Here is a 25,675-nt window from a genome sequence, read left to right as displayed (position 1 = left end):
AACTTACGACTTATTCTGATAAAATAGTGACTAGTAATATTTACAACAGTTAACAACTGAGAACTAATTCAATTTTCTTACTAGGAAGTGTAAATATGCTTTATGTTATTATTATTACTTTATTTATAATAGGTTATTTATATAGAAGATATTATTTGCTCAAAAAACAATTGGATTCGCTACAAACGGTAGTGCAGGCAGTAGAACATTCCAAAGACATCTTCTATTATTGCGATTTAAAGCCTCAAATGCAATATCGCTATTTAAGCTCAGCCATTAATCAAATGTTAGGTGAGCATGAATGGCAAGCACATATGCAAAACCCTCAGAAGTATTATGATATTCTGCATCCCGATGATATAGACGTAGTGACACAGAAATTAAATGGCGCGTGGGATTATGATGAGCCGTTATTAGTGCGTCTTCAAAATACGGAAGGACAGTATATTTGGTTTGAAGAGTATGCAATGCCAGTCTATAAGAACGGTGAGATGATTGCTATTCACGGTGTGTACCGAAATGTAGGACGTAAGGTGGCAATGCAACAAGAGCTGGAATATAAAGCGATGCATGACCATTTAACAGGAACGAAAAACAGAGCATGCTTTGATGCCCAAATGGCGCTTTATAATAATAAGGAAAGTGTGCCGATTGGGATGATTGTTTGTGATTTGGATAATTTGAAATGTATCAATGATCAACAAGGACATAAAATGGGCGATGCTTATATTCGGCAGAGTGCGAATATTATCCGAGAAGCAGTGGGGAGTAAAGGCATTGTCGCACGTATTGGTGGCGATGAGTTTTCAATTATGATGCCGCATGTGACGAGTGAAATTGTGGATGATGTGATGGAACAGATTCGATATAAAGTCCAGCAATTTAATCATGTAACGGAGCAATTTTCTATTCAAATATCAATTGGTAGTAGTTATAGTCCTTATTCATTTGGACAAATGGAGGAACTTTTTGAAGAGGCAGATCGCGTAATGTATAGAGAAAAGCAAAAAAAGAAGGCGATTTGTCACTAAAAACCGTGTAATATTTTCCTATTTTCAGTGATGTGACAGAAATATTTCAGCGTGAATGTTATTATACGAGCAAATTACTCGGGTTTTATTACAAATGTAATAGTCTCGTAAAGATCCTTCCATAATTTCAGTAATGAACTATCTAAAAAAAATGATTATGATAGGTTCATACGAAAGTAGAAAGGATGAACAACATGCTGAAAAAAATTATGATAACAGCAGCACTCTCAATGTCCATCGTATTACCGATGTCCGCATCAGCGGCCACTTCAACATATACAGTAGTAAAAGGCGATACACTTTGGAAAATCGCGTCTAAAAATCAAGTAGGAATTTCTGAGTTAATCTCTTTAAATAGTAATTTAGCAAATCCAGATTTAATTTACCCAGGTCAAAAGATCATTATTGCTGAAAACGAGCAAGCAAGTGTCGAGGAAGAAGTCGTACACCTTGTGAACGTAGAACGTGCGAAAGAAGGGTTAGCGCCACTTTCAATCGATTGGGAATTGTCACGTGTCGCGAAATACAAATCACAAGATATGCATGATAAAAATTACTTCAGTCACACAAGTCCGACATATGGTTCACCATTTGATATGATGAAACAATTTGGTATTTCATATAAATCAGCAGGTGAAAACATTGCGAAAGGACAAACATCCGCAGCGCAAGTCGTGAATGATTGGATGAATAGTCCAGGTCACCGTGCGAATATTATGAACACAAGCTATACGCAAATTGGTATCGGCTATGTAGCAGATGGACACTACTGGACACAAATGTTTATTAAAAAATAATGATCCTGATATAAAAAAGCAGGCAAAGTGAAAGTCCACTTTGCCTGCTTTTGCGCTTATTTTGTATAGTTATCGAAGTAACCTTGGATATAAATCATTGGTGTGCCTTTATCACCAGAACCAGATGTTAAGTCAGATAAAGAACCGATTAAATCTGTTAATTGGCGAGGTGTTGTGCCTTGTGCTTCCATTGCACCAACAAGGTCCTCGTTTTTGTTTTTGATATGTTCTGAAATAGCCGCTTTTAATTCTTCACCACGTAAGTGTGAGAAGTTATTATCTGCTAAATATTTTAATTTTACTTCGTTAGGTGTACCAGCAAGACCAGCTGTGAATGCAGGTGATACCACTGGGTCAGCGAGCTCCCAAATTTTACCTACAGGATCTTTGAATGCACCATCACCGTACACCATGACTTCAATTTGTTTACCAGTTGCTGCTTTTAATTTTTCTGCGATTCCATCAACAAGCGGTTGGCAAGTATGCGGGAATAATTTGACTGAATCTTCCGTTGCTTTGTTTGAACCAAGCAGACCGTATTGTTCATTGTAACCAGAGCCATCAATCGATGAAGATAAAATATTATCTAAGCTGTAAACTGTTGTAGCACCAGCTGCTGTTACTAAACGTTTTGTACGGAAGCGTGAGTGAATGTCACAAGCAAGTACAGATGTTGTATAGTCTACGATAACTTTCGGGTTATTAGAGAAGATGACTTCTACTTCTGCCCCTTCATTCGTAATAAGCTCTTTGTAGTACTCAATATAGTCCACACCAGTAAATGTATGTTTTTGATAGCCGAAATGTTCACGGAACTGTTTTTCAGTTAATGTATCTGTCCATGGGTTAACGCCTTTTACGTCTAATTCATCGATATCTACTAAGTGATTGCCAACTTCATCAGATGGGTAACTTAACATAAGTACGATTTTTTTTGCGCCACGAGCGATACCACGTAAGCAGTTCGCAAAACGATTACGTGAAAGAATAGGGAAAATCACACCGATTGTATCTTCACCGAATTTTGCTTTTACATCTGTTGCGATATGGTCGATAGTTGCATAGTTTCCTTGTGCACGTGCCACAATAGACTCAGTAATTGTAATGATATCTTTATCTTGGATTTCATAACCTTCTACTTTCGCCGCATTTAACACCGTGTCTACAACGATTTGTTCAATATCGTCCCCTTCATTGATGATAGGGCCACGAAGACCACGAACTACTGTACCTACTACACGTTCCATGAGAATCTCTCCTAATCTATAGTAAAAAATTATTTGATTTAGTTAACACAAGTTGTAATATACCTCGCTTACATGGTATAAGTAAAATTAATATTTTTAATATGCCCTATAAGGAGTACTTATATGATAGGTAAATTAGATTTATATCGTATTTTTCATGCGGTTTGTAAAAGTAAAAGCTTTTCACATGCGGCTAAATCACTCTATATGACACAACCCGCCATTAGTCAAGCGATGGCACAGTTGGAAAAGGAACTAGGTACCCATTTGTTCTACCGTACGCCTAAAGGGGTTACGCTTACGAATGAAGGGAAATTGTTACACGACTATGTCAATTCTGCGCTAGGCATGCTTGAAGTAGGAGAAGAAAAGGTACTAGAATTGCAGAATCTCACAACAGGAGAGCTGCGAATTGGTGTGGGCGATACGATTTCTAGATACTACTTGCTGCCATACCTTGAAACGTTTTATAAAAAATATCCGAGTATTAAGTTGAAAGTATTAAATGGGACGACAAGTCAAATTGTGACATATATTAAAGCTGGTGAAGCAGATGTAGGGATTTGCAATTTACCTATTTATGATGAGCAGCTTGAAGTGACGCCATGTAAAGATATCCATGACATTTTCGTATGTGGCGATAAATATATGAATATGACGAAGCAGCCGACAAGTCTCGATTATTTAGTGAAAATGCCCCTTATTTTTTTAGAGAAAAATGCAAATTCCAGACAATATGTTGAAGAGTATTTAAAGGGGTGCGGTTTTTCCATTTTACCTGAATTTGAGCTTGGCTCTCACGATTTATTGTTAGAGTTTGCGAAGATTAATTTAGGCATCGCTTGTGTGACGAAAGAGTTTTCAACAGATTATTTAGAACGAGGAATCGTGCACGAAATTGAATTACAAAAGCCGATTCCAAAGCGAAGCATCGGCATTTGCCACTTGAAAACCGTGCCATTATCACGGCCAACGAAGAAATTTATCCAAATCATTCATGAGCAGTAGTTCAAGTGCATCTAAAGCTTGATGAACGAGCTATTTTGAAGGGGTACATGTAGAAAGTGCGCATAGCCAATGCTTCATGGATTAGTGAGTAGAGAAAGGAATACGTGAATGCGAGAAAAAGATTATGAGCAGCTATTAAATATTTCAACAACGGGGTTTCAATATGGTGTACCAAAATTAATCCATTACCATAGCTATGAACCAACACCGTATGAAGCATTAGAACAACTATTCGCAGCATATGAATTACCATCAAATGCTCATGTTGTTGATTTTGGATCGGGGAAAGGGAGGGTACCGATTTTCCTCCATCATAAGTTGCGCATTCCTACGACAGGCGTTGAAATGGATGGTATTTTCTTTAAAGAAGCACAGCAAAATAAAAATAGATATTTACAAAAGGCAGGGAAAAAGCTTGTGCCGATTACCTTTTTAAATATGTTAGCTGAACAATATGATGTACAGAAACAGGATAATGTGTTTTTCTTCTTTAACCCTTTTTCGGTACAAATTTTCCGCAAAGTCGTCATGAATATTTGCCGATCTGTTGAACAATACCCTCGAGAAATTCACATATTGTTATATTATCCATCACCAGAATATTTGTATTATTTACAGTTTGAAACGAATTTGGATTTACTAAAAGAAGTACAGCTACAAGGTTTTAAAAATCCAAATGAAAGAATTTGCGTATTTACATTTAATGGATGAAAATGATTTATTATTGTAATTACGATGAAAGTGAGACATCCCTTTTCTCGTAAGGTTAAAAGAGATAGAGAGACATAAACTCGATTCATTTTGTTCGAGTTTATGTCTTTTTTATAGTCCTTCACTCATAAAGAGCAAAATTACCATTTGAGTAACCATTGCTTTCCGCTGCGGCACTCGCTTTCCACGGGCGAGATCAAGCCTCCTTGTCACTCATCCTTCGCTCCTGTGTAGGCTGTGGCAAAGCGCGGAGGCTATGATACATACCTTTTACTATTTAACTGGTATTTTTAGAATGCATTTTTGCTCATTGCAAATCCTCCATTTAAATCCATGCTTAATCAAAAAATGAATAGTCAAGGCGCATTGTTTTTACAGTATATTTTTAGCTAGTAGTAGGTATAGTGTCCTTCCTTTTTTAAAAAACTGAAAAGTCGCACTAGACTAAATAGAAAGAATGTTTTAAAATACAAAAGGCTAATTAATAGAAATATTAGTATTTGCTATAATTTCAGAATATTATTATAACTCATTGTCCAAGAGTAGGTATTCGTGTATAATTATCAGAAATATCTAATATTTGAAAATAGTTATTTGGGGGGAGTTTTGAATATGAAGCAGTCAAAAATGAAGAAGTTTGGATCAATCTTTTTAGCTTCAACACTAGTTGCGGGTGTACTAGCAGGATGTGGGGCAAAGGATGATGGTTCATCTTCATCTTCAAGTTCAAGCGGTGGAGATAGCGGTTCATCAGAAACAATTAAAATTGGTGGTAACTTAGAGCTTTCAGGTGCAGTAGCATCTTACGGTTCATCTATTAATGATGGTGCTAAATTAGCAATCAAAGAGATTAATGCAGCAGGCGGTATTAACGGTAAACAAATCGATTATATTGCGGTAGACAATAAATCTGAAAACGCAGAAGCGGTAACAGCAGCCATTCGTTTAGCAGAGCAAGAGAAAGTTGTCGCAATGATTGCACCTGCAACATCAGGAAATACGGTAGCGACAGTGCAAACAGCTAATCAATTTAAAGTGCCAGTCGTAACAGCTTCTGGTACATCAGAAACAGTAACAGTAAACGAAGATGGTTCTATCAATGATTATGCATTCCGTACATGCTTTATCGACCCATTCCAAGGCATTGTAGCAGCAAACTTTGCATCAAATGACCTTGGTTCAAAAAATGTAGCGATTTATATGGACTCTACATCTGACTATGCAAAAGGCTTAGCCGCATCATTTAAAGAGCAAATTGAAAAAAATGGTGGGAAAGTGGTAGCAGAAGAAGCGTATGTAACAGATGACGTAGACTTCAAATCAACATTAACACGTATTAAGTCAGCGAATCCTGATTTCGTATTTATCCCAGGATATTACGAGGAAGTTGGGCTAATCGTAAAACAAGCACGTGAATTAGGTATCACTGTACCGTTAATGGGTGCTGATGGCTGGGATTCGCCAACATTAGTCGAGCTTGCAGGTGCAGATGCATTAAATAATACATTTATTACAAATCACTATTCTTCTGGTGACCCAGATCAAACAATTCAAGACTTCGTAAAAGCATTCGAAGCAGAATATAGCAAGCAACCAAATGCCTTCCATGCACTTGGATATGACACAGTGTACTTCTTAAAAGATGCAATTGAACGTGCTGGAGATGACATTACAGGCGAAGCCATTCAAAAAGCGTTGGCAGAAACAAAAGACTTAAGCTTAATTACAGGTACATTTACAGTAGATGAAAAACACAACCCAGTTAAATCAGCAACAGTTTTAGAGTTTGTAGACGGCAATCAAGAGTTCAAATCAAAAGTAAATCCTTAAGTAAAAATTTAAGGGGATAGGAGACTGCTTTATAAGAAAGCGGCTCGATATCTTACTGAATGGAACGCTACTTCGTCAGTATTGTTCCGATGGTTACTCGTCGCAAAGGAGTCGTCCGAAAAAAATTTTTTCGGATAGCTCCTTTTTCAACGTTTAGAAGTAAAACTTTGTTGCGCTAGTAAAATAAAGTGACATATAAAAAGTAAAGGAGTGAATCGTTATGGAATGGATACAACAGCTCGTGAATGGGATTTCACTCGGTAGTATCTACGCGCTAATCGCCCTTGGTTATACGATGGTATACGGGATTATTAAGCTGATTAACTTTGCGCATGGTGATGTTTTCATGTTAGGCGCATTTATCGGTTTTTATGCGATTGCACGCTGGGATATGCACTTTATTCCAGCTTTGCTTTTAGCGATGGCTTTATGTGCCGTCATTGGGGTAATTATTGAACGTGTTGCGTATAAACGGTTACGTAATGCGACCCGTATCGCCGCTTTAATTACAGCGATTGGGGTATCTTTATTAATTGAATATACGGTTATTTTCTTCCGCGGTCCATCACCGGAAGCTTATCCGAAAGTGATTGAAAATAAAACGATTGAGATTTTAGGAGCACAAATTGGGGTGCAGTCGATTTTAATTTTAGTCATTTCATTCGTACTGATGATGTTACTACAATTTATCGTACATCAAACGAAAATTGGGAAGGCGATGCGTGCCGTATCGCATGATGCAGATGCAGCGCGTTTAATGGGGATTAACGTAGATAATACCATTTCAGCAACATTTGCGATTGGTTCAGCATTAGCAGGGGCGGCAGGCGTTATTTTCGGTATTTATTACACACGCATTGACCCGTTAATGGGTGTATTACCAGGCTTAAAAGCATTCGTCGCAGCCGTACTTGGTGGGATTGGAATTATTCCTGGGGCGATGGTTGGCGGTCTCGTACTTGGTGTAGTAGAGACGATTGTCAGTGCACTTGGCTACTCTTTATGGCGCGATGCAGCTGCATTCGTTATTTTAATTCTTATTTTAATTATACGACCATCGGGTATTTTTGGTAAAAATACTCGAGAGAAAGTGTAGGTGGACAGCGTATGAAAAAATCAAAAATTTTCTGGGGCTACATCGCTCTAGCGCTAGTAGTCTATGCAGTCGTACAAGTGTTGATTAACACAGAAGCTATTAGCTATACACATCAAAATATGTTAATCACGATGTGTATCAATATTATGCTGGCAGTTAGTTTGCATATTATTATTGGCATTACAGGTCAATTCTCGATTGGTCATGCTGGGTTTATGGCAGTTGGTGCCTATGTATCAGCGATTTGTACGATGAAGCTCGGTCTGCCGTTCGTGACAGGTATTTTACTTGGCGCCCTTGTAGCTGCCATTGCAGGTTTACTCGTTGGGGTTCCAACACTGCGCCTAAAAGGGGACTATTTAGCGATTGCGACACTTGGGTTTGCAGAAATTATCCGGATCGTATTTTTAAATATTGATTATGTAGGCGGAGCAGCTGGGATGCAAGTCACACACCAATCTACTTGGACATACGCATTCTTCGCTGTCGTTATTACGATTTTAATCATTTCCAACTTTACGAATTCTCGTCATGGACGCGCATGTATTTCCATTCGTGAGGACGAAATTGCTGCGGATGCAATGGGGATTAACACGACGTACTATAAAGTGGTCGCGTTTGCGATTGGGTCGTTCTTTGCTGGGGTTGCTGGCGCAGTGTATGCACATAATTTCTATATCATTCAGCCAACGACATTCGGTTTCTTAAAGTCATTTGATATTTTAATTTTTGTCGTATTAGGTGGTTTAGGCAGTTTATCAGGCTCTGTGTTAGCCGCTATTTTCTTAACAGCGGTAACAACGTACTTACAAGGTTTCCCTGAAACACGTATGATTATTTATTCGCTTGTATTAATCTTAGTCATGCTGTACCGTCCAACTGGTTTACTTGGTACAAAAGAGATTACGGACTTATTCAAGTTTGGTAAAAAGGGAGGGTCTAAAGCATGAGCGAAACTCTTCTAAAAGTTGATAATTTAGGAATTACATTTGGTGGATTAAAAGCGGTTCAAAAAGTGGATATGTATATGAACCGGGGGGAACTGATTGGTTTAATCGGCCCAAACGGTGCAGGGAAAACAACGACATTTAATATGTTAACGGGTGTATATGCACCGACAGAAGGCACGATTACCTTTGCTGGTAAATCTATTGCCGGTTTAGATCCGTATAAAGTCACACGTCAAGGCATTAGCCGGACGTTTCAAAATATTCGCTTATTTAAAGAATTATCGGTTTTAGATAATGTAAAGGTAGCGAATCATGGTTTAGCGAAACATACGTTATTATCGAGTATTTTCCGTCTACCGACCCACTTTAAAGGAGAGGCTAAGATGGAAGCGGAATCGCTTGCCTTTTTAAAAATTTTTGGACTTGATGTGTACAAGGATGAGTTAGCGAAAAACTTGCCATACGGGATGCAACGTCGCCTTGAAATTGCTCGTGCATTAGCGGCAGGTCCTAAACTATTGCTATTAGATGAACCGGCAGCAGGGATGAACCCCCAAGAAACACATGAATTAATGGAGTTAATAGCGTTCATTCGAAAAGAATTTAACTTAACAATCTTATTAATCGAACACGATATGCATCTCGTTATGGGAATTTGTGAACGTATTTATGTACTGGATCACGGGCAATTAATTGCAGATGGAACACCAGTAGAAATTCGTTCGAATCCAAAAGTAATTGAGGCATATTTAGGTGAGGAGGTAACAGAATAATGCTGAAAATTAATAATATCGACGTGTTTTACGGTAATATTCAAGCATTAAGGGATATCTCCATTGAGGTAAATGAAGGCGAAATTGTTACGCTAATTGGTGCCAATGGTGCGGGAAAAAGTACGCTGTTAAAAACCATTTCAGGCTTACTAAAACCGAAAAAAGGGTCCATTGAATATTTAGACGCGGCCATTGACGGCAAAGCAGCGCAGTCTATTGTAAAAGCAGGGATTTCACATGTACCAGAAGGACGTCGTGTATTTGCAAATATGACGGTTGAGGAAAACCTAGAGTTAGGTGCCTATTTACGCACAGATAAAGAGGGCATCAAAAAAGATATGGACCATGTATATGAGTTGTTCCCACGCTTACATGAACGTCGAAAACAGCTGTCAGGGACGCTATCTGGCGGTGAGCAACAAATGCTTGCCATGGGTCGTGCGTTAATGTCAAAGCCGAAATTGATTATTTTAGATGAACCATCGATGGGGCTTGCACCGCTGATGGTAAAAAATATTTTTAACATTATTGAAATGGTTAATAAAGAAGGGGTAACCGTACTGCTTGTGGAGCAAAATGCAAATATGGCATTATCCATTGCCAACCGTGCCTATGTACTAGAAACAGGTCGCATTGTACTAGCCGGTACGGCAAAAGAATTACAAGAAAGTGAAGAAGTCAAAGCGGCTTATCTTGGTGGTTTATAATATGTATAAAGCTGTCTTACAAGTGAACTTGTAGGGCAGTTTTTTTGAGTGAAGTATAATTGATGAATCGGTGTAACAAAATTTATACACATTCAAAAACATGCTATTACAGTAAAGGATTGTAGCTCGTGTTTTTGAGCAGTAAAAAATCTATTTTACCAGTTTAATTTTGGATATATTTCAGCGATTTTTATGCCGTCTATTGTTGCTTTTTCAAAGAGCTCTTCATATCCATTAAATTCTTGGGTACATGAATCTTTAGTTCTTGATAAATAAGATTTACCAGGATTATGACTTATCCAGTATTCGTCATTTTTATAATAAAAATTCAGTTCATCGCCCATTGCAATGATGTTTTTGAATTCTAAGTATTCTTTCTCTGTCACGTGTAGCACTCCTTTTTAGTGAACTGTTTCTCTTTTTATATCGTTCCATGATTTCATTTTAACAGCATTAAAAAGACGAGGATGAAGATACGTATATCCACTCTAATTGTTATGAACGTGTCTTTTTGTTATGGTAAAGGAGAGGAGTGATACACATGAAAGCAGCACAATACTTCATTGAAAAATTGGGATTACAGCAACATGCGGAAGGTGGCTTTTATATCTCTACTTTTGCTGGCAAGGAGCTTGTCAAAACAGCAACGGGTGAGCGACCAGGTTATACAAGTATCTACTTTTTACTACGTTCGAGCGATATTTCACACTTGCATCGATTGCAGTCAGATGAACTATGGTATTACCATGCAGGTAGTTCGCTAACTGTGCATATGATTTATCCAGATGGTACGTATGAGGCAAAAAAACTAGGATTAAATATTGAGGCAGGAGAACAGCCCCAAATCCTTGTACCGAAGCATACGATTTTTGGCTCCTCTGTCGATGAACCTCATACATTTAGTTTAGTTGGATGCATGGTAGCGCCAGGATTTGACTATGCAGACTTTGAATTATTTACACAGGAAGAATTGCTACAAGCGTACCCACAACATGAAGCGGTTATCCGTAAAATGGCATATGAACAGCTGTAACGAATAGCGAAAAAGAAAACCGCGTTCACCACTTCATGAACGCGGTTATTTATATGTAGAATATATTATTTTAACTAACTACCAATCTATCGTTTCAGGATACTTGAGTGTAAGATTTAATTCATGAATGACATGTTTCGTTACACTGGCGGTTGCTAGTAGTTGTTCTTTTAATGCAGTATACTCTTCGTCTTCCATTAAGAGGCGAAGTGCGTACGCAGCTATTCGCTCTTCCCGTTCTTGACGAGAAAGTTTTAAGTACTCTACATTTAAGAGGTCCACATACTGTGTTGCGTAACGGAAGTAAAAGGTTTGCTTTGCATGGAGCATTTGCAGAAATACAAGATAATGCTCTTCTTCTACTAGTTGTTCCAGTGCTGTCGCAACGGCACCTTGAAATTGACGAATCGTTGCGATCGACATATTCCACATCGTTGGGTCGACTATTTCTTGATATAAACGGATAAAATCATTTAACGCAATTGTCGTAAACAGCAGCTCTGGTATTAAAATGTCTACAGCAAAATAAACATTTTTAGTAGGCGCAAGGATGGCCTTTTCTTTTTCTAACCCTTTATGTATACCGTTAGCGATAAATTCTATATGATGTTCCCCTTTTACGGCATTCCGTAGCTCTAAACAAACACCTAAAATACGATTCCGTGCCCCTTGAAAATCAAGATAGCGGTTTTCTTCTCCGGTGACATCGTAAATAGCACGGAGCAATGCATCGATATCCCAGTAGTCCCCACTAATGCGAAAACCGGTGAGTAGTTCTGTTGGTTGAATTGTTAACATAACGCCCATTTCCCCCTTGCTAGTAGCTTGAACGTAGACAGCTACTGCTTATAATTTAATAGTTTAAACAGCTCTGTTCGCTCTTTCTCTGTTAAATCACGCCATTGTCCTACTTTTAGATTACCTAAATGGATGTTCATAATACGAATACGTTGTAGTCGTTTTACCGAATACCCGAGCGCTGAACACATGCGGCGGATCTGTCTGTTTAACCCTTGCTCTAAAATAATTTTGAATACATGACTGGATACTTTTTCGACGCGACATGGCAGTGTGACCGTATCTAAAATTTCTACACCAGCAGCCATTTGTGTTAAGAATTGTGCTGTGATCGGTTGATCGACTTGCACCACATATTCTTTTTCATGATGATTTTCTGCACGTAAAATCTCATTGACAATATCACCGTCATTAGTGAGGAGGAGCAAGCCTTCTGAATCTTTATCAAGACGTCCAATATGGAAAATACGCAATGGATGATTCACAAAGTCCACTACATTGCCTTTAATATGTTTTTCCGTAGTACTCGTAATGCCTACTGGTTTATTGAGTACGATATATACAAGTTGTTCTTCTTTTTGGACGGGCTTGCCATCTACACATACGAGATCGCCTTCTTGTACTTTACTACCGACTGTTGCTAATTCGCCGTTAATTGTAACGCGATTTTCTTCAATCCATTTATCAGCACCTCGGCGAGAGATGATGCCTGTTTCTGCTAAAAATTTATTGATACGCATATTTTTTCCCCTACTCGTTAGAATAGTTTCAGTATACAATATCAGCGTTATTTTATGTATAACAGTGCGCTGTCTGCTTATTAACAATATATCACAATAATATTATCAGTAAATTTAGAAAATTGAAACTTAACAATTGAAATTATTTCCCTTTTCTGACAATATAGTAATTGAAAATACCTTTCGTAGTTACATAGGGATGGCAGCAATGAGCAGGTATTTAACGAATACATTTAAGCAAAGGGGCGATTTTTCAATGGTTTATGCATTTCCAAACACAGAAGGGGCGTTAGTCAATTTCAAGGAGCGTTACGACAATTATATTGGTGGTAAATGGACACCTCCTGTAAAGGGGCAATACTTCGAGAATGTAACGCCTGTTACAGGGAAAGTGTTCACACAAGCAGCACGTTCAACAGCAGAAGATATTGAATTAGCGCTAGATGCAGCACATGAAGCAAAAGAGGCATGGGGTAAAACATCCGCTACAGAGCGTAGCAATATTTTACTGAAAATCGCTGATCGCATTGAACAAAATCTTGAAACGCTAGCAATTGCTGAGTCATGGGATAACGGGAAGGCCGTACGTGAAACGTTAAATGCGGATTTACCGCTTGCGATTGATCATTTTCGTTATTTTGCGGGTGCTGTTCGTGCACAAGAAGGCGCACTAAGCCAAATTGATGACAATACAGTTGCTTACCATTTCCACGAACCAATTGGTGTAGTTGGACAAATTATTCCTTGGAACTTCCCATTACTAATGGCTGTTTGGAAGCTTGCACCAGCTCTAGCAGCAGGAAATTGTGTTGTGTTAAAGCCAGCTGAGCAAACGCCTGTTTCGATTCTAGTATTAATGGAGCTCATTGAAGATTTATTACCGCCTGGTGTACTAAATATTGTCAATGGCTTTGGCTTAGAAGCAGGTAAACCATTAGCCCAAAGTCCACGTATCGGTAAAGTGGCATTTACAGGAGAAACGACGACAGGGCGTTTAATTATGCAATATGCGTCTCAAAACTTGATCCCTGTAACACTTGAATTAGGTGGTAAATCACCAAATATTTTCTTTGAAGATGTCATGGCATATGATGATGAATTTTTAGATAAAGCGGTAGAAGGTTTCGTACTATTTGCGTTAAACCAAGGGGAAGTGTGTACATGTCCTTCGCGTGCACTCATTCAAGAGTCGATTTACGATAAATTTATGGAGCGCGTGCTTCAACGTGTGGAAGCTATTCAAACAGGGAACCCACTTGATCCAAATACGATGATGGGTGCGCAAGCGTCTAGCGAGCAAATGGAGAAAATTTTATCGTATTTAGATATTGGTAAGCAAGAAGGGGCAGAATGTCTCATTGGCGGGGAGAAAAACAATCTGGGTAGCGAATTATCAGATGGTTATTATATTAAACCGACCATTTTTAAAGGCCATAATAAGATGCGCATTTTCCAAGAAGAAATCTTTGGTCCAGTTGTATCGGTGACGACATTCAAAACGCCAGAAGAAGCACTTGAAATTGCCAATGATACATTGTACGGATTAGGTGCAGGTGTTTGGACACGCGATATGAATACAGCGTATCGTTTCGGTCGCAGTATTCAAGCCGGGCGTGTATGGACAAATTGTTATCACCAATATCCAGCACATGCTGCATTTGGTGGTTACAAGATGTCAGGTGTTGGTCGTGAAAACCATAAAATGATGTTAAGTCACTATCAACAAACGAAAAATTTACTCGTGAGCTACAATCCAAATAAATTAGGCTTCTTCTAAGCGAGGGGAGGTGCAAGCATGACGGAGCGCGTGATAGCAACGGATGCGGCACTCGAACTAATTAAATTATTGAAACAACGTCACGGTCCCATTATGTTTCATCAGTCAGGAGGGTGTTGTGACGGGTCTTCACCGATGTGCTATGAGCAAGGGGACTTGCTATTAGGAGATCAGGATGTACGGCTCGGTGAAATTGGCGACAGCCCGTTTTACATGCATAAAAACCAATTTGAGTATTGGAAGCATACACAGCTCATTATTGATGTGGTAGATGGGAGAGGCGGCATGTTTTCGCTAGAGGGCGTAGAGGGGAAGCGTTTTTTAACGCGGTCCCGTGCCTTTACAAAAGAAGAACTAGAAAAACTTTCACATGAATAAATGGGTGTAGGTAAAGTCTGTTTGGGCTTTACCTGCACTTATTTTTATAGGAACTTGTTAACGTTATTTCAGGTTCAATATCAAAATATGTTCTTGATTAAAAATGGAGATTGATATAAAGGCACATGGAGTGAAGGGCGGTGACTCCTGCGGGAAAAGCTTGAGCTGAAGACCCCGCAGACGAGCTTTTGCGAGTTGAGGAGACTGAAGCCAAGCCCGCGGAAAGCATCCGCCCGTAACGGAATGTGCGTTCAAGTACATGTTCTGGTTAAGATCGTTATTTCATCAAGTATATTTTCTAAAACAAAGTAGCTTGAAAAGGCGTACAATAAAGTAAAGGAGTGGTAGTCCATATGTATACACACTTTATTCAGAAACTAGAAACGAATTATGACAAAGTATTTAACTACACAGGTGGACAGCCAGACTTGCAGATTGTGACCTCTTTAGCTGCTCAATATACGTATGCAGGTCGTACTTATAGCGGGTTAGAGCATCAAGCGGTGATTGACCAGTTGGCATGTAATGAGTCTACGTTTAGTATGTTTAGTACATATGGTAGTGACATACGTTTGCAATATAAGATAGCCGCGGATTTATTATTGAAAGGGAATGTAAAGGAGCATCTAGCACAGTTAAACAAGAACGATTGCCTATTAGAAGAATGTGGTTTTAGTCGCTCTTTATACCGAATGGTGAGTGCCTTTTTTGTAAAGGATGTAGCACATGGCATGCGCGCGAAGAAGCTGTATGATGAGATGAATAAATATCATCCTATGTTAACAAGAAAAAGCGATTTTCCGTTTGCTATTCTGCTAACAGCAAATAATAACGAAAGTGCATCAGTACACGCGCAGACGATGAATCATTATTTTAAGAGTCTACGTGAACGAGGGTTTAAACTAAGTGATGCACTGCAATCATTAACACAAATTTTAACGTTTTTTGATGTGCACGAGCATAAAGAGCTTATCGATTATGTAGCCCAATTAAAAATAGAGTTTGAGCATCGCGGTGTACAAGTGAAAAAAATACATTATCCATTTATCGGGCTACTCGCTTTAACAGCTACGGATTTACAGTTAGTAGAGGAAATTGTAAAACTGGAGCAACAGTTAAGGAGCTCTAGAGTCACAAACGGTGTCAAAGAGCTAGCATTAATTATTGCGACTCAAAAGCTCGTTTTTGATTATGCAGAGGTACAGCAGGCCATTCATACGACTCAAATGACAAGTTGGGCCGATTTGCTTCAATTTAGTGATGGTTTACTTTATTTTTCGTTTCATTTTATAGACGGATTAACCGATTTACTGGATATCAACTTGAACTTTTAATGGAGGTGTCTTTTATGCAAGAGACAAAATTATGGATTAATGGACAATGGGAACAAGCACAAAGCACATATGAGTTAACATCACCTTATTCCGGTGAAGTGCTTGCAAAAGTAGCTAAGGCAAACAGTCAAGATGTGGAACGTGCAATTGAAGGGGCACATGAAGCATTTCAAGTATTTAAGAAAACAACAGCGTATGAACGGGCGGAAATATTATATAAAGTGGTAGACATTATGCGTAAACGTAAACAGGAGCTAGCAGAAATTTTAGCAAAAGAAGCAGCAAAACCGATTTCAGCAGGGGTAGCTGAGATAGACCGGACAATTGCGACGTATCAGTTTTCAGCAGAGGCAGCTAAACAATCAACAGGTGAAACAGTACCAATGGATGCAGCACCCGGTATTACAGATCGTATTGGCTATACAAAACGTATTCCGCTTGGTGTCGTAAGTGCGATTACACCGTTTAATTTTCCATTCAATTTGGTTGCCCATAAATTAGGGCCTGCTTTTGCGGTCGGGAATACGGTTGTATTAAAACCAGCAACACAAACACCTCTTAGTGCAATCATTATGGCCGACATTTTTAAAGAAGCAGGTTTACCAGACGGCTGCTTGCAAATTGTGACAGGTTCAGGTGGGGAGCTGAGCGATACACTTGTCGCGCATCCACATGTCAAAAAAGTGACGTTTACAGGTAGTGGAGCAGTCGGATTAAAGCTAAAAGAAAAAGTCGGGTTACGTAAAATTACACTTGAGCTAGGGTCCAATGCAGCGGTGATTGTCGAGCCATCTGCGCCAATTGAGAAGATTGTTTCACGTGCAGTCAGTGGGGCTTTTGGATTTGCAGGACAAGTATGTATATCGTTGCAGCGTATTTACGTGCATACTTCCATTTACGATGAGTTTGTCCGTCAATTTGTGATGGAAACGAAAAAGCTACGTGTAGGCGATCCGCTAGACGCAAATACCGATGTTAGCGCGATGATTCATCCAAACGAGGTAGGACGGATGAAGGCTTGGATAGAAGAGGCAAAAATACAAGGAGCCGTTATTGCAACAGGGGCGGAATTTACGGAGCGTACGTTATCCCCTACCGTCGTGACGAATGTAACAGCACAAATGAAAATCGTATGTGAAGAAACATTCGCCCCAATTGTTTCGATTGTTTCATATGAAACATTAGACGAAGCAATTGCCCTTGTAAATGAATCAGAACTAGGCTTAAATGCAGGGATTTATACAAATGTATTAACAGATGCCATGTATGCGGCAGACGAGCTAGAGACCGGTGCAGTGATGATTAATGATATTCCGACATTCCGTGTAGACCATATGCCGTATGGTGGTGTAAAAATGAGTGGATACGGTAAAGAAGGGGTAAAATATGCTATAGAAGAAATGACAAATCTGAAGTTTATCACAATTAAAACAACTTTTTAACGTAATTTAGTACAGGGGTTTGTTATTTTAGAAAAGTATTTGAACACGGTGTTTTTAAAGTGTTACAGTTAAATTATCATCTTTTAGGGAGTGCAGAATTATGGGAAACACTGTGCCAATGAGCTATTCACGCACACATCAAACACGTTTAATTATGCCGTCCGACACCAACCATCATCAATCTATTTTTGGTGGCCAAGTATTGCGATATATTGATGAAATTGCGGCTCTCGCTGCAATGAAGCATTCAAAAGGAGAGGTCGTCACTGCATCCATTGACTCAGTAGACTTCGTATCGTCTGCTTATGCAGGAGATGTATTAGAGTTGGAGTCTGTTGTAACGTGTACAGGGCGGTCATCAATGGAAGTATACGTACGTGTTATTTGCCGAGATTTAAAATCAGGTGCAGAACGTTTGACGACGGAATCATTCGTGACAATGGTGGCGATTGATGAACAAGGTAAACCACGTGAAGTGCCAGAAATTTACCCAGAAACAGAAACGGAACGTAGACTTTTCGAAACAGGTCCGATGCGTCGCGAACATCGTAAAATGAAGCGTGAAGTGAAACATCGCTAATAAAAGAGGGCACACAGAAAATAAAGCTTTCTGTGTGTCCTCTTAGCCATTTTAGCTAGGTGGTATAGATGCTTATTCTGCCGAAAGTTCGGTAACAACGGCAATTAATTGGTCAGAGGATGATGAAACATGATTTGCGCCTTGTGATAATTCAGTAATATAGTTCGAAATGTTTTGAATATCTTCTGACGTACTCATATATTGTGTACGAATGCCTGATACAGCTTCAGCAATTGCACTGAAGGATTCGGTTAACTCATGCTGTGTTTCCACACTCACTTTTACTTGAGAGTCTACACTGTTCACGGCATCCGCCATGCTCACAATATTATTTTCCGTTTCTTTAATTAGTATCGATACGTTTTGTACGGCGGTTTTTGTTTCTTCCGCCAGCTTTCTCACTTCATTTGCTACGACTGCAAACCCTTTCCCTTGTTCACCGGCGCGGGCTGCTTCAATGGAAGCATTTAATGCGAGCAAATTTGTTTGATCGGCAATGCCTGTTACGAGCCCTACAATATCTGAGATTTTTTGCGACGATATGCGTAGTTCATCCATTGAAGATTCTAATATATCGACACGTTCTAAAATCGTATCCATTAAGTCTGTTTGCGTAGCTAAATGCTTTTTGCCAAGATTTGATTTACTTTCCGTTTCTTCTACGAAATCTAAGCCTTGATGTGTGGCGGCAGCAATTTCATCTGTTTGCACCGCGATTGCTTCCAGAGAAGACGTTGTGTCAACACTAATCACATTTAATTCTTGTGCTGTACGTTGAATGGTATTAATTAAATGTAATTTTACTTCTTCTGCTTGTTTACGGATGCGTTCCTCTTCCAGTTCATAAGCTTCGATGACAAGTTGCTGTTCAAAGTTAATAATTTTTGAAAACGCATTAATAGCTAGGGCTGTTTCCTGCGTAGATAAGTTTAATGTTTCGATAAACTCGATGAAAGTCGTCATCAGTGATTGAAATGATGCTAAGTACCATTTAGATTTTAGCCCAATACGAACATGGGCATGTGCAATCACTTTTCGTTCTTCAATGTATGCGCTATCAATTTTTCCGTTAAAAATATCGGATAAATGTTTGTGAAGCGTTATTTTTAATTTGTCGATACGTGTTGACCGATTGATAATGGCCAGAAGTGCTTCGCTTTGGCTAATGGCATGATAAAAATGATTGACCATTAAAGGAATGAGATCTTGGGCATAAGGTTGTAGTTGCTTTAAAATCGCTAAGTCCTTTTTCGTTAAGCTCAGTAATTGTAACTGTTTCATTAATTCTGGATAAGCAGAAAGACTTAATTCTACCTGTTGGGTATATTTCTCTACTTGGAAAAATGTTGCTTTTGCTTTTTCGCGTGACTTGTTAAAAAAGTTAATCATCGCCATTCCCCATTCTATATATATTCATAAGATTATGTAGTCACTCTTTATTATGTAATTTTACTATTAAATTGAACTTTTTGTCTGCATTATGTATAAAATTTCTATAATTCTTCTGAAGATTTTGTTACAGATAATAGAAACAAGCAAGTGTTTGTACTTCAGAATTAAACAAGTTAAAATGATAGATAGTAAAAAAAATGTAAAGGAAGTTTACAATGAAATTTCATAAAAAGCGTTTAAAATTTGTTATACCGATAACAGTAATCGTCGCAGTTGCTTCTACATTTATGCTATTCAATCGTTATGAAGACGTTGCATCGAAGGACAAGTTTTTAATATTGCTAAGCGCAACCATCTTTACAGCTATTATCTCATATTTACTGTTTCCGCAGGACGGAGATAACCCAGATGATGTTGGACCATATAAATAAATGTTTATAGCCATCTTAAAATAATAAGATGGTTGTTTTATTTTTGAAACTAATGTGTTCTTCGTTCGTATATGTATTATAAGGAAATGTTCGAAAAGGGAGGTTGTATCGAATGGAAGAAAAGTGGTCGAAAGTATTGATTCATGCTAGTGCATTCTTTGCGCCGGTGCTAGTGCCGATTCTCTTCTTTTTAATTAGTTCAGATGATCAGATCAAGCGCTTATCTATTCAGGCGCTATTATTCCAAGGTGTGATGTGGGTATTAACAACGATTTCAATTATCTTGTCTTTTATCTTAATTGGTCTTCCGTTTTTAATTGTTTTCGGGTTAATGTTACTTATAGTTCCAATTATTGGTATAGTAAAAGCGTTAAACGATTCCGAGTGGGATTATCCAATTGTTGGTCGTTGGGTATAATTCATAGGCAAAACGGCAAAGTCTTTAATAACAAAGACTTTGCCGTTTTTTATTTTATTAAAAGGGTAGACTTTTTATTTGCAAAACAATTTTGTGATTTTTATAATAAAGTCAAAGATAGTCAAAGTCAGTAAATGAACTGGGGTGAGCATAAACATGAGGAATATCTCAGACATTATTGAAGGTTATTTAAAGCAAATTATCGAATTACAAGGACAGGGACATATTGAAGTAAAACGTAGTGAGTTAGCAGATAAGTTTCAATGTGTGCCGTCGCAAATAAATTACGTTATTAATACAAGATTTACAGCAGAGCGCGGTTATTTGGTCGAGAGTAAGCGCGGTGGTGGCGGATATATTCGTATTTTACGTGTTGAATCGCATTCAAAGCAGGCATTATTTGATGAGATGCTAAGACAAATTGATGCGAATGCACCCCAAGTGGCAGCAGAGCATATCGTGTATCGTTTAATTGATGAAGAGGTACTATCCAAAAGAGAGGCAAAGCTAATGCTTGCAGCGATGGATCGTACCACTTTACAAATGCCGTTACCGATGCGAGACGAGATTCGTGCACGTATTTTAAAGGCAATGTTAATAACGTTGAAATTTGAAAGGGGTGACGGAACATGATTTGTGAGCATTGTAAGCAGCGACATGCTACTGTGACCATAACACAAATAAAAAATGGTACTAAATTGGAGCGCCATTATTGTGAAATATGTGCAGGGAAATTTCATCCGTTTCAAGTTGAAATACAAGAGGAGCCTGTATCGATTCATCAGCTCATGTCAGATTGGTTTAGCTTACCAAAATGGAAAAGCAAAGTGCAGGAAGAAACGCAACCAAAGAAGCAACAAGGTACTTGCCCATCCTGTGGCTTTACGTACAGGCAATTCTTGAAAGTCGGTAAATTTGGCTGTGCACAGTGTTACCACACATTTCGTGATCAATTACCACAAGTTCTCAAACGTTTGCAAGCGGATGTAAAGCACATCGGTAAAAAGCAAACTGAAGAATATCAATTTATCAACTATCAAAAGCAAATTGAACTCATTCGCCAACAAATGCAACAAGCGATTGCAGAGGAGCGCTTTGAAGATGCAGCTAGGCTGCGTGATGAGGTGCGTGCAATCGAACAGAAGCTACATGTTGGAGGTGGGGAGACATCATGAATATAGAGCATTTTTTAAAGCGTACGTTACCACCTTGGATTGAAGCAACGGATGAGCATGGAGATATTGTGATTAGTACGAGAATACGCCTTGCTCGAAATTTAAGGAGTACCCGTTTTCCCGCTAGTTTTTCAGAAGAGGATGCAAAACAAATAGACGACACCGTGTTACAAGCCCTTCTTTCTGTTCGCAATGAGGGGAGAAGATTTTCATATTTTCCGATGAAAGAAATGCCAACCTTACAACGACAAGTGCTTGTTGAGAAGCATTTAATTAGTCCGTACCTAGCTAATTGTGAAAAAACAGCGTCCGTTTTTTTAACAGAAGATGAATCAATCAGTGTTATGGTGAATGAAGAGGACCATATTCGTATACAATGCTTAGCAGCGGGGTTGCAACTACATGAAACATATGAAAAGGCAAATGAACTCGATCAATACTTAGAAGGGCAGCTCATGTATGCATACGATGGGCAACTAGGTTTTCTCACAAGCTGTCCAACAAACGTTGGTACGGGTCTACGTGCCTCCGTTATGATGCATTTACCAGCATTGACGATGACAAAACGTATGAATGTGTTAATTCAAACAATGGCAAGGTTAGGAATGGTCGTACGGGGGATATATGGCGAAGGTAGTGAAAATCTAGGTAACATTTATCAGATTTCTAATCAAATTACACTTGGAAAATCAGAGCGTGATATTTTAGATGATTTGCAAAATGTAGTGGAACAAATTATTCAAAAAGAACATGAGGCAAGAAAACAACTATTTGCTCGCGCGCCCATTGCATTGGAGGATCGACTGTATCGTTCACTCGGTACATTAATGTATGCGCGTATATTATCGAGTGAGGAAGCGGCATCTTGTTTATCCAATGTCCGCTTAGCAGTTGGCTTACAACTAATTTCAGATATTTCACTTAATCAATTGAATGAATGCATGTTACTCATTCAACCTGGTTTTATACAGCAATATGCTGGTACAACATTGCAAACGACCGAGCGTGATATTTTCCGCTCAAAATTACTGCAAGAAAAATTAGCAACACATCGTCGAAATGAGCCTACAAATGGAAAGGGAGAGGATTTGTATGATGTTTAATCGTTTTACGCAACGTGCACAAAAAGTTTTACAATTAGCGCAGGAAGAAGCGATTCGTTGGAAACACGAGTCGATTGGAACAGAACATATTTTACTTGGTCTTATCCGTGAAGGTGGTGGCATTGCGGCCAAAGCATTAGAAGCGATTGATATTAGCCCTCAAATGATTGAATCAGGTATTGAGGAACTCGTTGGGAAAGGGAAAGAAAATGTCGGTCCGATTGTGCATTACACACCACGTGCGAAAAAAGTCATTGAACTTTCAGTCGATGAATCACGTAAATTAGGCCATTCCTATATCGGAACAGAACATATTTTATTAGCCTTAATTCGTGAAGGAGAAGGGGTAGCGGCACGCGTATTAGCGAATACAGGTGTCAGTTTAAACAAAGCGCGCCAACAAGTATTATTATTACTTGGCAATAACGATACAAATGCCTCAGGTAATCCAGCGCAAAGCCAAGCAGCCAATACACCAACGCTGGACGGTCTAGCGCGCGATTTAACAGCGATTGCGCGTGAAGGGGCACTGGACCCAGTAATTGGTCGTTCAAAAGAAATTACACGTGTCGTAGAAGTATTATCTCGTCGTACGAAGAACAACCCGGTGTTAATCGGGGAGCCGGGTGTCGGTAAAACAGCAATTGCAGAAGGCTTAGCACAACAAATCGTGAACAATGAAGTGCCTGAAACACTACGTGATAAGCGTGTTATGACACTCGATATGGGAACGGTTGTCGCCGGTACAAAATATCGTGGTGAGTTTGAGGACCGTCTGAAAAAGGTCATGGATGAAATTCGTCAAGCAGGGAATATCATTCTATTTATCGATGAGCTACACACGTTAATTGGTGCAGGTGGAGCGGAAGGTGCGATTGACGCATCGAACATTTTAAAACCATCGCTTGCACGTGGGGAATTACAATGTATTGGTGCAACGACACTGGATGAGTACCGTAAATATATCGAAAAGGATGCCGCGTTAGAACGCCGCTTCCAACCGATTCAAGTAGATGAGCCAACAATTGATGAAACGATTCAAATTATGAAAGGGTTACGTGATCGCTACGAAGCACATCATCGTGTGAAAATTACAGATGAAGCATTAGAGGCTGCCGCTAAACTATCAGACCGCTATATTTCAGACCGCTTCTTGCCAGATAAGGCGATCGATTTAATGGATGAAGCTGGTTCGAAAGTGCGTTTACGTTCATTCACAGTGCCACCAAATTTAAAAGAGCTTGAAAACAAATTAGAAAATGTACGCTCTGAGAAAAATGCAGCGGTACAAAGTCAAGAGTTTGAAAAAGCTGCCGCATTACGTGATACAGAGCAAAAGATAAAAGAAGAGCTTGAACAAACGAAAAAAGCGTGGAAAGAGAAGCAAGGCAAAGAAGAATCAGAAGTCACAGTAGATGATATTGCCATGGTAGTGGCGATGTGGACTGGAATTCCAGTATCGAAGATTGCACAAGAAGAATCTGCGAAGCTTTTAAACCTTGAGGAAGAATTGCATAAGCGTGTTGTTGGTCAAGGAGAGGCAGTTGAAGCGATTTCACGTGCCATTCGTCGTGCCCGTGCTGGACTGAAAGATCCGAAGCGTCCAATCGGTTCATTCATCTTCTTAGGGCCAACAGGTGTAGGGAAAACGGAACTTGCCCGTGCGCTTGCTGAAGTCATGTTTGGGGATGAAGATGCGATGATTCGCATTGATATGTCTGAGTACATGGAGAAGCATTCGACATCTCGATTAGTTGGTGCCCCTCCAGGTTATGTAGGATTCGATGAAGGCGGACAGTTGACAGAAAAAGTACGTCGTAAACCGTACTCCGTTGTCTTACTGGATGAGATTGAAAAAGCACATCCGGACGTATTCAACATCCTGCTACAAGTATTAGATGATGGTCGCTTAACAGATTCTAAAGGGCGTGTAGTAGATTTCCGTAATACAGTTGTTATTATGACATCGAATGTCGGCGCAGATGCCCTAAAATATCAGAAAAACCTAGGCTTCAGCGTGGGCGATACAGATTCAAAATATAAAGATATGAAAGCGACAATGCTGGAAGAATTGAAAAAAGCATTCCGCCCAGAATTCTTAAACCGTATTGATGAAATGATTGTGTTCCATTCATTAGAGAAGGATCACTTAAAAGAAATTGTTTCCTTCATGGCCAATGCGTTAACAAAACGTCTAAAAGAGCAACATATCGAACTGGAGCTAACAGATGCAGCACTCAAGAAAATTGCAGAAGAAGGATACGATCCACAATACGGTGCACGCCCAATTCGTCGTGCATTACAAAAACATGTGGAAGACCGCTTATCAGAGGAACTATTAAAAGGGAACGTACTTACAGGTCAAGTTGTTGTATTTGACTATGTAGAAGGTGACTTTAAAGTTCGAGGAAAAGAAAAGGCTGTAGAGGCTTAATCGTTTAATATGCTGAGCACTCGCTTTCTAGAGCGAGTGCTTTTTTGGGTATAAATAAACATACTAAACCCACTTTCACCTTCCAATACAATAATAGACTTCAAAATCAGCCTTCATTTTACTATTAAACCTTCTGAATTTATGTAGATTTCGGCTAAAAAATGCCCATTTTCATTCAAAATAGAGCACTCTACACAGAGCTACTGTGATAAAAAAGAGAGAAATTTACTAGAAATAAAGTGTGTGATGAGGGAAGAAAAAGGACCTTTTAGGTTGGAAAATGAAAAGAATAGAGCTTTTTTAAAAAAATACGCCGTGCGCTAAAGTCGTACATACACGACTTTATGATGGGATCAATTATAAAGAATGATAAAAATAAACGATAACATATGTTTTTTTAATGAAAAAATCACACGCCCAATTTTAAAACGGCTAAACGTTCATATGGTCGTTTTTGAGATACAACTTATATAAGAATAAGTGCCATTTA

Annotated in this window: 25 protein-coding genes and 1 pseudogene; 21 read left to right on the top strand and 5 right to left on the bottom strand. The window is 39.0% G+C overall.

The window, feature by feature from the left end:
• The first annotated feature begins 95 nt into the window (after nucleotides 1-95).
• Both AC3II9_RS07235 and safA read left to right on the top strand, forming a co-directional pair.
• The gene (locus tag AC3II9_RS07235; protein WP_489154369.1) at nucleotides 96-1,031 is read left to right on the top strand and encodes a sensor domain-containing diguanylate cyclase; all 936 of its coding nucleotides are present in this window, start codon (nucleotides 96-98) and stop codon (nucleotides 1,029-1,031) included.
• Nucleotides 1,032-1,225: 194 nt separating this feature from the next.
• On the top strand, nucleotides 1,226-1,828 hold the full coding sequence (gene safA / locus AC3II9_RS07230) for a SafA/ExsA family spore coat assembly protein (protein ID WP_489154367.1): 603 nt from the start codon (nucleotides 1,226-1,228) through the stop codon (nucleotides 1,826-1,828).
• Nucleotides 1,829-1,884: 56 nt separating this feature from the next.
• Here the strand turns inward: safA and AC3II9_RS07225 are convergent, their stop codons facing one another.
• A complete protein-coding gene (locus AC3II9_RS07225; RefSeq protein WP_489154365.1) occupies nucleotides 1,885-3,075 on the bottom strand; it encodes a coenzyme F420-0:L-glutamate ligase in 1,191 nt (396 codons plus the stop codon).
• Nucleotides 3,076-3,198: 123 nt separating this feature from the next.
• Here AC3II9_RS07225 and AC3II9_RS07220 point away from each other — a divergent pair, with 123 nt between their 5' ends.
• The 7 genes from AC3II9_RS07220 to AC3II9_RS07190 all read left to right on the top strand — a co-directional run bounded on the left by AC3II9_RS07220 (nucleotide 3,199) and on the right by AC3II9_RS07190 (nucleotide 10,150).
• Nucleotides 3,199-4,083 carry a LysR family transcriptional regulator gene (locus AC3II9_RS07220; protein WP_489154363.1) on the top strand — a complete coding sequence of 295 codons (885 nt, stop codon included), beginning with the start codon at nucleotides 3,199-3,201 and terminating at the stop codon, nucleotides 4,081-4,083.
• A 108-nt stretch (nucleotides 4,084-4,191) separates the two neighbouring features.
• Nucleotides 4,192-4,794 carry a class I SAM-dependent methyltransferase gene (locus AC3II9_RS07215; protein ID WP_489154361.1) on the top strand — a complete coding sequence of 201 codons (603 nt, stop codon included), beginning with the start codon at nucleotides 4,192-4,194 and terminating at the stop codon, nucleotides 4,792-4,794.
• 612 nt (nucleotides 4,795-5,406) lie between these two features.
• Nucleotides 5,407-6,624, top strand: coding sequence for an ABC transporter substrate-binding protein (locus tag AC3II9_RS07210; RefSeq protein WP_489154359.1), 1,218 nt, complete (start codon nucleotides 5,407-5,409; stop codon nucleotides 6,622-6,624).
• A gap of 220 nt (nucleotides 6,625-6,844) precedes the next feature.
• Nucleotides 6,845-7,720, top strand: coding sequence for a branched-chain amino acid ABC transporter permease (locus AC3II9_RS07205; protein ID WP_489154357.1), 876 nt, complete (start codon nucleotides 6,845-6,847; stop codon nucleotides 7,718-7,720).
• A gap of 11 nt (nucleotides 7,721-7,731) precedes the next feature.
• On the top strand, nucleotides 7,732-8,670 hold the full coding sequence (locus AC3II9_RS07200; RefSeq protein ID WP_489154355.1) for a branched-chain amino acid ABC transporter permease: 939 nt from the start codon (nucleotides 7,732-7,734) through the stop codon (nucleotides 8,668-8,670).
• A complete protein-coding gene (locus AC3II9_RS07195) occupies nucleotides 8,667-9,443 on the top strand; it encodes an ABC transporter ATP-binding protein (protein ID WP_489154353.1) in 777 nt (258 codons plus the stop codon). The genes AC3II9_RS07200 and AC3II9_RS07195 overlap by 4 nt, the downstream gene beginning before the upstream one ends.
• Nucleotides 9,443-10,150, top strand: a complete 708-nt coding sequence (locus AC3II9_RS07190) for an ABC transporter ATP-binding protein (RefSeq protein ID WP_391374445.1) — start codon at nucleotides 9,443-9,445, stop codon at nucleotides 10,148-10,150. The genes AC3II9_RS07195 and AC3II9_RS07190 overlap by 1 nt, the downstream gene beginning before the upstream one ends.
• A 155-nt stretch (nucleotides 10,151-10,305) precedes the next feature.
• Here the strand turns inward: AC3II9_RS07190 and AC3II9_RS07185 are convergent, their stop codons facing one another.
• Nucleotides 10,306-10,536, bottom strand: a complete 231-nt coding sequence (locus tag AC3II9_RS07185; RefSeq protein WP_489154351.1) for a hypothetical protein — start codon at nucleotides 10,534-10,536, stop codon at nucleotides 10,306-10,308.
• Nucleotides 10,537-10,691: 155 nt separating this feature from the next.
• Here AC3II9_RS07185 and AC3II9_RS07180 point away from each other — a divergent pair, with 155 nt between their 5' ends.
• Entirely contained in the window at nucleotides 10,692-11,183 is a 492-nt protein-coding gene (locus tag AC3II9_RS07180; protein ID WP_489154349.1) for a cupin domain-containing protein, read from the top strand.
• A 78-nt stretch (nucleotides 11,184-11,261) separates the two neighbouring features.
• On the opposite strand, the gene AC3II9_RS07175 is transcribed toward AC3II9_RS07180, so the two are convergent.
• Complete coding sequence (locus AC3II9_RS07175) at nucleotides 11,262-11,981, bottom strand: DUF6904 family protein (RefSeq protein WP_489154347.1); 720 nt, start codon at nucleotides 11,979-11,981, stop codon at nucleotides 11,262-11,264.
• Nucleotides 11,982-12,022: 41 nt separating this feature from the next.
• Nucleotides 12,023-12,721, bottom strand: coding sequence for a 23S rRNA pseudouridine(2604) synthase RluF (gene rluF, locus AC3II9_RS07170; protein ID WP_489154345.1), 699 nt, complete (start codon nucleotides 12,719-12,721; stop codon nucleotides 12,023-12,025).
• Between the two features lie 256 nt (nucleotides 12,722-12,977).
• Between rluF and adh the strand changes: the two genes are divergently transcribed.
• The 5 genes from adh (at nucleotide 12,978) to AC3II9_RS07145 (ending at nucleotide 18,232) form a co-directional block, all read left to right on the top strand.
• Nucleotides 12,978-14,498 (top strand): aldehyde dehydrogenase, encoded by a 1,521-nt coding sequence (adh, locus tag AC3II9_RS07165; protein ID WP_391374432.1) that lies wholly within the window; start codon nucleotides 12,978-12,980, stop codon nucleotides 14,496-14,498.
• Between the two features lie 18 nt (nucleotides 14,499-14,516).
• Nucleotides 14,517-14,876: a DUF779 domain-containing protein gene (locus AC3II9_RS07160; protein ID WP_489154343.1), complete on the top strand. Its 360-nt coding sequence runs from the start codon at nucleotides 14,517-14,519 to the stop codon at nucleotides 14,874-14,876.
• Between the two features lie 353 nt (nucleotides 14,877-15,229).
• Nucleotides 15,230-16,210 carry a DUF4003 family protein gene (locus AC3II9_RS07155; protein WP_489154341.1) on the top strand — a complete coding sequence of 327 codons (981 nt, stop codon included), beginning with the start codon at nucleotides 15,230-15,232 and terminating at the stop codon, nucleotides 16,208-16,210.
• 14 nt (nucleotides 16,211-16,224) lie between these two features.
• On the top strand, nucleotides 16,225-17,652 hold the full coding sequence (locus tag AC3II9_RS07150) for an aldehyde dehydrogenase family protein (RefSeq protein WP_489154340.1): 1,428 nt from the start codon (nucleotides 16,225-16,227) through the stop codon (nucleotides 17,650-17,652).
• A gap of 100 nt (nucleotides 17,653-17,752) precedes the next feature.
• Nucleotides 17,753-18,232: an acyl-CoA thioesterase gene (locus AC3II9_RS07145; protein ID WP_391374421.1), complete on the top strand. Its 480-nt coding sequence runs from the start codon at nucleotides 17,753-17,755 to the stop codon at nucleotides 18,230-18,232.
• 72 nt (nucleotides 18,233-18,304) lie between these two features.
• On the opposite strand, the pseudogene AC3II9_RS07140 reads toward AC3II9_RS07145, so the two are convergent.
• A pseudogene (locus tag AC3II9_RS07140) lies at nucleotides 18,305-19,522 on the bottom strand (globin-coupled sensor protein); the annotation flags it as partial.
• Nucleotides 19,523-19,839: 317 nt separating this feature from the next.
• Between AC3II9_RS07140 and AC3II9_RS07135 the strand changes: the two are divergent.
• From AC3II9_RS07135 to AC3II9_RS07110, 6 genes are all read left to right on the top strand, one after another.
• On the top strand, nucleotides 19,840-20,055 hold the full coding sequence (locus tag AC3II9_RS07135; RefSeq protein WP_489154338.1) for an acyltransferase: 216 nt from the start codon (nucleotides 19,840-19,842) through the stop codon (nucleotides 20,053-20,055).
• A 112-nt stretch (nucleotides 20,056-20,167) separates the two neighbouring features.
• Entirely contained in the window at nucleotides 20,168-20,473 is a 306-nt protein-coding gene (locus AC3II9_RS07130) for a magnetosome magnetite crystal formation protein family (protein ID WP_489154336.1), read from the top strand.
• Between the two features lie 156 nt (nucleotides 20,474-20,629).
• Entirely contained in the window at nucleotides 20,630-21,106 is a 477-nt protein-coding gene (locus tag AC3II9_RS07125) for a CtsR family transcriptional regulator (protein ID WP_489154334.1), read from the top strand.
• On the top strand, nucleotides 21,103-21,648 hold the full coding sequence (locus tag AC3II9_RS07120) for a UvrB/UvrC motif-containing protein (RefSeq protein ID WP_391374408.1): 546 nt from the start codon (nucleotides 21,103-21,105) through the stop codon (nucleotides 21,646-21,648). Before AC3II9_RS07125 ends, AC3II9_RS07120 begins: the two co-directional genes overlap by 4 nt.
• Nucleotides 21,645-22,751 carry a protein-arginine kinase McsB gene (mcsB, locus tag AC3II9_RS07115; protein WP_489154332.1) on the top strand — a complete coding sequence of 369 codons (1,107 nt, stop codon included), beginning with the start codon at nucleotides 21,645-21,647 and terminating at the stop codon, nucleotides 22,749-22,751. Before AC3II9_RS07120 ends, mcsB begins: the two co-directional genes overlap by 4 nt.
• Nucleotides 22,741-25,185 (top strand): ATP-dependent Clp protease ATP-binding subunit, encoded by a 2,445-nt coding sequence (locus tag AC3II9_RS07110; protein WP_489154330.1) that lies wholly within the window; start codon nucleotides 22,741-22,743, stop codon nucleotides 25,183-25,185. Before mcsB ends, AC3II9_RS07110 begins: the two co-directional genes overlap by 11 nt.
• The last annotated feature ends 490 nt before the right edge of the window (nucleotides 25,186-25,675 follow it).

The sequence above is a fragment of the Lysinibacillus sp. RU7 genome (assembly GCF_057837305.1).
Note: the sequence above shows the minus strand (reverse complement) of the source record. Positions and strands in the feature narration are given on the sequence as shown.